Genomic DNA, 8,499 nt, shown 5'->3' with positions numbered 1-8,499 from the left:
CGTCGCCATGCTTATATTATTCCGGCATAGCTCAGTTGGTAGAGCACCTGACTGTTAATCAGGTTGTCGACGGTTCGAGCCCGCCTGCCGGAGTTCTTAGTAGCGTTGTTAGTTTAGTAACAACGCTTTTAGTATAATTTTTTGCCGCTTTAGCTCAGTTGGTAGAGCATCGGTATCGTAAACCGAGGGTCAGGTGTTCGAGTCACCTAAGCGGCATAATTTATATCTTTGGTGTTAGATTAAAAAATGGTTATCGTTAATTTTATGTTAGCGATAGCCATTTTTTAATTTAAACTTGTATTGGCTATTTTGTCCTAACAATATTAACCTAATCTTCAGCAGATATTTGCTTTCAAGGAAGCGATTGTCTGTAAGTCTTATTCCAAATAAAGCTGTAAAATGAAGAGCACTAGTTATTATAAATTTTAATTTTTATTAAAAAAGTGGTAAAATAGACTAATACTGCAATTAAAATTAAATTTTAGTTGCAATTTTTGGAGGTTTATAGTTTTGGAGAATAATAGTAATGAAACCTTTTTAGGCCATCCTAAGGGGTTATCTACACTGTTCTTTACAGAAATGTGGGAACGTTTTAGCTATTACGGAATGCGTGCAATTCTGTTGTATTATATGATTGATAAACTAGCTAATGGTGGATTAGCTATGAACCCGATATTGGGTGCTTCAATTATGTCAATATATGGATCACTAGTCTACTTATCAAGTGTGTTAGGTGGGTTTATTAGTGATCGTATCTGGGGAGCGTGGAGAACGGTTTTTATTGGTGGAATTTTAATAATGTTTGGTCACATCGTCTTGGCATTACCGTTTGGACTAACAACGTTATTTATTTCGATTATATTAATCACGATTGGAACTGGATTATTAAAACCAAATGTTTCTGATATGGTTGGTTCATTATATGCACCAGATGATTATCGTCGGGACTCTGGATTTTCAATTTTTGTTTTTGGAATAAATACAGGTGCGCTTATTGCTCCTATTTTGGTTGGAACAGTTGGTCAAAATTATAATTATCACTTAGGATTTTCATTAGCAGCTATCGGGATGTTCTTTGGCCTATTGCAATATTGGTTTAGTGGCAATAAGTATTTAAACAAAAATTCACATTATCCTACTGATCCAATTCAACCAGAAGAGATTAAACCATTAGTGATTAAAATTATCTATGGCGTAGTTGCATTAGTATTAGTGCTAATTTTAATGCAACTTTTTGATAGTTTAAATATTAATAATGTTATTTTACTATTAACAATAATCGCGGTGGCTGTTCCAGTTGTATATTTTATTGCGATGCTTACAAGTCGAAAAACAACGAAAGCAGAACGCTCGAAGGTTATCGCTTATATTCCGTTGTTTATTGCAGCAATTTTATTTTGGTCAATTGAAGAACAAGGTTCCGTTGTCTTAGCGTTATTCGCACAACAACAAACTAATTTAAATTTTAATATTTTTGGCTTTTCTGCTCAGGCGTCATGGTTTCAATCGTTGAATCCATTGTTCATAATGTTGTATACACCATTATTTGCAATTTTATGGGTGAAATGGGGAGCTAAGCAACCTAAAACACCTACTAAATTTGCGGCTGGGTTAATATTTGCGGGGATATCCTTTATCTTAATGGCATTGCCAGGGATGCTACACGGAACTGATATGCGAGTAACACCTTTATGGTTAATTGGGAGTTGGGCAATTGTTGAAATCGCTGAGTTATTAATATCACCTGTGGGATTATCAGCAACAACTAAACTAGCACCAAAAGCTTTCAAGTCCCAAATGATGAGTATGTGGTTTTTATCAGACGCTGCAGCATCTGCAATTAACGCACAAATTGTTAAATTTTATACACCTGGGACAGAAGTTACTTATTATGCTGTTATTGGTACTATGACGGTCGTATTTGGATTACTATTATTTTGCGGTGTTAAAAAAATAAATGGTTTAATGGGTGAACTTTAGGCCCTTAATGACTTTTTATTAAATATTATTATATTATTGATTGATCAAAAAATGTGAAACATAATGCAACTAATTCAAAATTTGAGTTAGTTGTTTTTTATTGAAAAAATAAGTAAAAAAAACTTGCTTTTTTATTTGAATATGATAATATATTTAAGTCGGGTTAAGGAATAAATGATTAGCTTTGATAAATAAAATTATTTATTCATTGACAATTAATTTTATGTATAGTAAAATTAAATAGTTGTGTTGGGGGAGTAGCGAAGTGGCTAAACGCGGCGGACTGTAAATCCGCTCCTTCGGGTTCGGAGGTTCGAATCCTCTCTCCCCCATTTATTGGGCTATAGCCAAGCGGTAAGGCAACGGTTTTTGGTGCCGTCATGCGCTGGTTCGAATCCAGCTAGCCCAGCTATTAAAAAACATCTACTTCTTGTAGGTGTTTTTTTTGTACTAAAATATTAATAATTTTTGAAAATTGGTCTAGATATTGGTATAGTAAAAGAAGATAATTAATTGGAGGTGGATTTTGTGAAAATTGGCTTTATTGGTGCTGGTGAAATGGCACAAGCTATTTTAAAGGGATTATTAAAAAAGCATGCTACAAATGATTTTGTAATTCATGGTGGTAATAGTAAGCGCGCAAAAATAGTTGCGAAAGAAAATAAGATTGAATATGGGGCCAATAATCTAGAAGTAGCGCAAAAAAGCGATGTTATCTTTCTAGCAATGCTACCACAACAATTATTAACAGTAAGTGAAGAAATTAGAGAGGCTTTACCTAATAAAATAGTTATTTCTATTTTGGGTGGAATTAATTTAAAACAGTTAGAAATGGCGTTGGGGCATGAAAATGTATTTATTTTAAGAGCATTACCAAATGTTAATGTGAAAATTAATATGGGGATGACAAGTGTTATTCCTAATGAGCTACTTTTGCAAAATGTGCAACAATATAGGCTAATAAAAAATTTAATTAATGAATTAGGCGATATAGTGGAATTATCAGAAGAACAGTTTGGTATTTTTAGTGCTTTAGCTGGATCTGGACCGGCTTTCATCAGTTTAGTAGTTGATAATTTAGCACAAGCAGGCGTTAAATATGGCTTAAAAAAAGAAGTTGCGGTTACAATTGTTAATCAAATGATTTTGGGAACAACTAGTAAAATCAAAATTGAAAATATTTTACCAAGAAGTTTAGCAGAGCAAGTTGCCTCTCCAGGGGGATCAACAATTGCTGGCATATTAGCGATGGAAGAAGCTGGATTAGGAATAAGTCTCGTAAAAGGAATTGATGCGACCTACCTTAAAGATCAGCAAGCAGGTGAAAATAAATAATGGCAATAGTCTTAAAGCATATTAAAATTTATACTGGTCTTCGGGTGATTGAGGATGCTTACATTCGTTTCGAAAAAGTAATAAAGGATATTGGTAGAATTGAAGAGTATACACCACTAGCAAGCGATGAAACGATTATATGTGATGATGATATTATAGTGCCAGGTTTTATTGATGTTCATACCCATGGCGCATATGGGTTTGATACAATGGATGGAGATGCAAAAAAATTAGCAACAATGGTAAATTTAATTGGAGCTAATGAAGGTGTAACTACGATTTTTCCAACATCAATGACTCAATCAGATGCAAAGATAAGTCAAGCAATGATAGCGATTGATAAGGCAACGGCATTGACAAATTTAATTGGCGGAGTACATTTGGAAGGACCATTTGTAAATCCTGTGTATAAAGGAGCACAACCAGAAAAGTATATGCTAGATCCCGCAATTAACATGCTAGATCACTGGAATAAGTTAAGTGGAAATCGGATAAAGCTAGTTACTTATGCACCTGAAAGACATGGTGCACGTGAATTTGAGAAGTACGCTCTAAATTCAGGAATTATACCCTCAATTGGGCACAGTGACGCTACACGGAATATTTTGAAGGAGTCACAAGCGACACACATTACCCACTTATATAATGCGCAAAGAGGAATTGGACATCGTGAACCTGGTGTAACTGGGCATGCAATGCTAGAAAGATATATTAATGCTGAATTAATTGTAGATGGGTTTCATGTTGTACCAGATATGGTTAAATTTGCGGTTAATGTCAAAGGAATTGATCATATTCAATTAATTACAGATTCGATGCGAGCTAAAGGGCTTAATGAAGGCGAGTCAGAATTAGGTGGTCAAAAAGTAATCGTTAAGGATAAGCAAGCACGGTTATTAGATGGTCATTTAGCAGGGTCAGTATTAACTTATGATGATGCATTTAGGAATATTATTAAATTTACCGATATTGGGATAGAAGATGCTGTAAAAATGACATCAGGTAATCAAGCACAAGAATTCAAACTGTTAGATAAAGGTTGTTTGGAAATCGGCAAAGATGCTGATTTAAATATTTTTAATAAAGAATTAGAATTATTAGCAACTTATTCATATGGTCAAAAATTAAGAAAAAATGGATAAAATTATGGGAGCACCAATATATTTACAAATTCATAATGAATTAAAACGCCAAATTGAAAGTGGGAAATATCATATTGGTGATAAGATTCCGGCGGAAAGAGAGTTGGCGTTAGAATTTGCTGTTAGTCGAATGACATTGCGACAAGCAGTTCAAACTTTAGCTGAAGAAGGCATCTTAGAACGAAGAATTGGGGACGGCACCTATGTGGCAAATCGAAAAGTTCAAGAAAAAATGTCTGGAATTACTAGTTTTACGGAGTTAATGGCTGCCCAAGGGAAAAAGGCTAGCAGTAAAGTTGTTGCTTACCATAATGCCACGCAACCCTCTATTAGTGAAGCTGAGCAACTAAAGTTAAATGCTGATGACCTTGTTTTAAGAATGGAACGAATTAGATATGGGAATAACGAACCAATCTCTTTGGAGACAGCAACTATTCCATATAAATTTGTAGCTGATTTTTCAAAAGAGGAAATTAGTCAAAGCGTGTATAATTCTTTTGAGAGGAAAGGGTACGTAATAGGGCATGCACAACAGACGGTTACAGCACAATTGGCAAGTGAGAAGGTAGCGGATTATTTACAAGTGAAGCGAGGCGATGCAATTCTACATTTAAGGCAAATTTCTTTTTTGGATAATGGAACGCCGTTTGAATATGTGCGAACACAATATGTAGGGGCACGCTTTGAATTTTATTTGGAGAAATAAAGTAGTATTTAAGATACCTAATATAAATAAATGGAAACTAAAAAAACTAGTGTAGTATTTTTACAACAATACTACACTAGTTTTTTGAATATGCTTATTTATGGCTAGCATGTTTAGCTAACAGATCACCAGTAAATTGAATTGCAAAGATGAAAACAATGATTAACAATGTTGCTACCCAAGTGACATCATTTTGGAAACGATTAAAGCCAACACTAATAGCAACGTTTCCTAATCCACCTGACCCAATCGCACCAGCCATAGCAGTAAGACCGACTAAACTAATCAGAGTAACCGTTGAAACACGAATTAAATCAGCCAAGGCCTCGCGTAGATAAACCTTAAAGATAATTTCACCAGTAGTTGCACCAAAAGCTTGGGCAGCCTCAATAATTCCATGATCAACAGAAACTAGTGCATTTTGAACTTGACGAGCATAAAATGGAAAAACACCGAGAGACAGAGGAACTAAAGCTGCTGTCATTCCAATCTGCGTATTAACCAGTAATTGTGTCAAGGGACTAATAAAAGCTAATAAAATGATAAAAGGAATAGCTCGAAAAATAGAAACAATTTTATCTAAAATCCAAAATATTGGTCGATTTGCTAAAATACCATTGGTATCAAAAAGGACAAGACCAAAACCAAAAAGTAAGCCTAAAATACCACCAAAAAAAGCTGAAACAAATGTCATATATAAAGTTTGCCAAATGGCAGTCCCCCAACCAAGATCAGTTGACCAGCCTAGTGAAATAACATTGGGAAAATAATGTTCAAAAAAATTTAACATTTATATTAGTTCTCCTTTCAATAAAGTAACTTTAACACCTTGTTCTTTAACGTTATGCAATGCAGTTTGGATCGCATGAGATTCGCCACTTAAAATAACAATCAAAGTGCCAACTGGTGTTGATTGTAAAATTTCGACATTGCCAAATAGGATATTTGCAACAATGCCATATTCTTTAAATAATGATGAAATTAATGGCTCACCGGTTGTCTCACCTGCGTATGAAAACTGAACTAAGACGTCGGGGGCTTGTAGATTAGTTACGATAGGTTGTGCTTGAACCTTAGCAAGGCCGTCTTCTAGTTGGGTAGCAGTATCAATAAAATCCTTAGTTAATTGCTTTTGAGGATTAGTAAAAATTTCTAAAAGGGAGCCATTTTCAATAATTTGTCCATTTTCCATTACGGCAACCTTATTAGCAATGTCTTTGACTGCTTGCATTTCATGTGTAATTAAAACGATGGTGAGACCTAGTTTTTCATTTAAAGATTTTAAAAGCGCTAAGATCGCATTAGTGGTCTTTGGATCAAGGGCAGAGGTTGCTTCATCAGAAATCAAAATTTCTGGATCACTGGCTAAAGCTCGAGCAATGGCAACACGTTGCTTTTGTCCACCAGAAAGTTGGCTTGGATAGGCATTAGAACGATCAGATAAACCAACTAATGCAAGTAAATCAGCAACTTTAGTATTTTTTTGTTCCTTGGTAAGGGTATGATTTCGCGCAATGGGGAATAAAACATTGTCTGCAACAGTTCGTTCATTCATTAGATTAAAGTGTTGAAAAATCATACCGATTTTCTTGCGAGCATTCCGTAATTTACTACCTTGTAGATAGGTAGTTTTATTATTGTTTGTTTCAGCTAATGGAATATTATTAACTAATACGGTACCACTAGTCGGTTTCTGTAACAGGTTAATAACCCGAACAAGGGTCGACTTACCAGCACCAGAATAGCCAACAATACCATAAATATCACCACGCTCAATATCTAATGAAACATCTTTTACAGCATGGATAAGTTGATTCTTTTGTTGAAATTTAACTTCAATGTTTTTAAGACTAATTATGGATTGTTCTGACATATATGTCCCTCACTTTATAATTGTTAATTTATGTGCTACGTATATTAATGCTATGTATAAAAAGAAAGCCAATTCAGTTGACTTTCTAGTAAGTAGTAACAGACTAAGTTATTTTAGGGTAATATCCCAAGCAGGAATTTCTTCATTACCATAGTATTTCTTTAAAAGTTTTTTAGTTGCTTCTGTTTGGTATAATTTAACAATTTTTTGGTAAGTTTTATTGTTGACATCTTTTTTATTGGCAGCAATAATATTAATCCATTGTTTAGAAGCTTTATTAACTGGTTCTACATAGATTGCATCCTTAGAGTCTAATTTGGCATCTTGGGCGGTACTGTCATTAATGACAGCCGCACTAACTGATGAAAGTTGACGTGCGGTTTGTGAAGCATCAACCGGAACGATTTTTAAATTGAGTTTATTTTTGGTGATATCATTTGGTGTTGGTAGAGCTGCTTTTTTCAACGTGATTAAGCCAGCAGTTTGCAATAAGGTAAGGGCGCGACCTTCATTAGTTGGATCATTTGGAATAACAATTTGACTACCTTTTTTAATGCCTTTGATGCTAGTGACACCTTTACCACCATATAATCGAATAGGAGCAATAACAGTCTTACCGATAGCTTTGATTGTACCCTTATTTGACTTGTTCCATTGATCTAAGAAGTAGTAGTGTTGAAAGGCGTTTAAATCGATAGATCCTTGTTTTAGAGCTGCATTAGGTTGATTATAGTCCGTAAAGTGGACTAATTTAATCTTAATATTTTGTTTCTTGGCTTTTTTAGCAATGGCATTCCAGATACGATCATCAGTACCAACGACACCAATTTTGACCGTTTTAGTGGTAGTAGCACTTTTGCTACCACAAGCAGCAAGTGTTAATACAGCTAAGAAAGCAGTGGCAATAACTAATAATTTTTTCATAATAAAATTCTCCCTAAAAATAATAAATAATTGTTAAACAGTATATAAAGAATTGAAGAAAAATAAAAAGCTCATTCCTATGTTATTACATAGAAACGAGCTTCGTCGTGAACCATTCTAATTTGTCAATTTGTTACCAAAAGGACCTCACTAACGGACAAATTTATCCGTGTGCGTTGATAATGGACGCCAACCCATCACAAACTTATTACCAAGGTAACTCATTTATGCCAATCTCAGGCCATTTTCGAAAAAGAGTTTCAGATACCTTCACATCACACGGTACTTTCTGAGCTAAAACTTCTTAATTTACTTTCCTGTTCAATTCGTTTAAAAATAATATTAAGCTATACGTTGTATATTAAAGCATGATGAGAAAAGTGTCAATAATTATTTAAAAAAAGTAGTTAAGTATTAAATCCAAAATTTACTAATAAAAGATTATGGCGAATTTTATAATCAAGTTAGCCACTTTAGAAAAATGACAAAATAAAAACACCAAGACTTAAAAATCAGGTATCATTGGAGTTCTCACACAA

7 protein-coding genes and 4 tRNA genes are annotated in these 8,499 nt (G+C 34.3%); 8 read left to right on the top strand and 3 right to left on the bottom strand.

The genetic code is table 11. The features are described from left to right. Positions 1-20: 20 nt before the first annotated feature. From JOC59_RS08795 to JOC59_RS08760, 8 genes are all read left to right on the top strand, one after another. Positions 21-93, top strand: a tRNA-Asn gene (locus JOC59_RS08795). Positions 94-143: 50 nt separating this feature from the next. Continuing rightward, a tRNA-Thr gene (locus JOC59_RS08790) sits at positions 144-216 on the top strand. Positions 217-510: 294 nt separating this feature from the next. Further along, complete coding sequence (locus JOC59_RS08785; protein WP_205144384.1) at positions 511-1,980, top strand: peptide MFS transporter; 1,470 nt, start codon at positions 511-513, stop codon at positions 1,978-1,980. Between the two features lie 251 nt (positions 1,981-2,231). Further along, positions 2,232-2,312: transfer RNA gene (locus JOC59_RS08780), tRNA-Tyr, on the top strand. Positions 2,313-2,317: 5 nt separating this feature from the next. Beyond that, positions 2,318-2,389: transfer RNA gene (locus tag JOC59_RS08775), tRNA-Gln, on the top strand. A gap of 119 nt (positions 2,390-2,508) precedes the next feature. After that, positions 2,509-3,315 carry a pyrroline-5-carboxylate reductase gene (proC, locus tag JOC59_RS08770; RefSeq protein WP_205144383.1) on the top strand — a complete coding sequence of 269 codons (807 nt, stop codon included), beginning with the start codon at positions 2,509-2,511 and terminating at the stop codon, positions 3,313-3,315. Further along, on the top strand, positions 3,315-4,457 hold the full coding sequence (nagA, locus tag JOC59_RS08765; protein WP_205144382.1) for an N-acetylglucosamine-6-phosphate deacetylase: 1,143 nt from the start codon (positions 3,315-3,317) through the stop codon (positions 4,455-4,457). The genes proC and nagA overlap by 1 nt, the downstream gene beginning before the upstream one ends. A 4-nt stretch (positions 4,458-4,461) precedes the next feature. After that, on the top strand, positions 4,462-5,163 hold the full coding sequence (locus JOC59_RS08760) for a GntR family transcriptional regulator (RefSeq protein WP_205144385.1): 702 nt from the start codon (positions 4,462-4,464) through the stop codon (positions 5,161-5,163). Between the two features lie 94 nt (positions 5,164-5,257). Here the strand turns inward: JOC59_RS08760 and JOC59_RS08755 are convergent, their stop codons facing one another. From JOC59_RS08755 to JOC59_RS08745, 3 genes are all read right to left on the bottom strand, one after another. Beyond that, positions 5,258-5,953: a methionine ABC transporter permease gene (locus tag JOC59_RS08755; RefSeq protein ID WP_205144381.1), complete on the bottom strand. Its 696-nt coding sequence runs from the start codon at positions 5,951-5,953 to the stop codon at positions 5,258-5,260. Continuing rightward, positions 5,954-7,036 carry a methionine ABC transporter ATP-binding protein gene (locus JOC59_RS08750; RefSeq protein WP_205144380.1) on the bottom strand — a complete coding sequence of 361 codons (1,083 nt, stop codon included), beginning with the start codon at positions 7,034-7,036 and terminating at the stop codon, positions 5,954-5,956. A 108-nt stretch (positions 7,037-7,144) separates the two neighbouring features. Next, positions 7,145-7,960 (bottom strand): MetQ/NlpA family ABC transporter substrate-binding protein, encoded by an 816-nt coding sequence (locus JOC59_RS08745; RefSeq protein ID WP_205144379.1) that lies wholly within the window; start codon positions 7,958-7,960, stop codon positions 7,145-7,147. Positions 7,961-8,499: the final 539 nt, after the last annotated feature.

This window comes from Periweissella beninensis (genome assembly GCF_016908275.1).
GTDB lineage: Bacteria > Bacillota > Bacilli > Lactobacillales > Lactobacillaceae > Periweissella > Periweissella beninensis.
The sequence above is the reverse complement of the archived record's forward strand: the minus strand, read 5'-3'. Positions and strand labels throughout refer to the sequence as shown.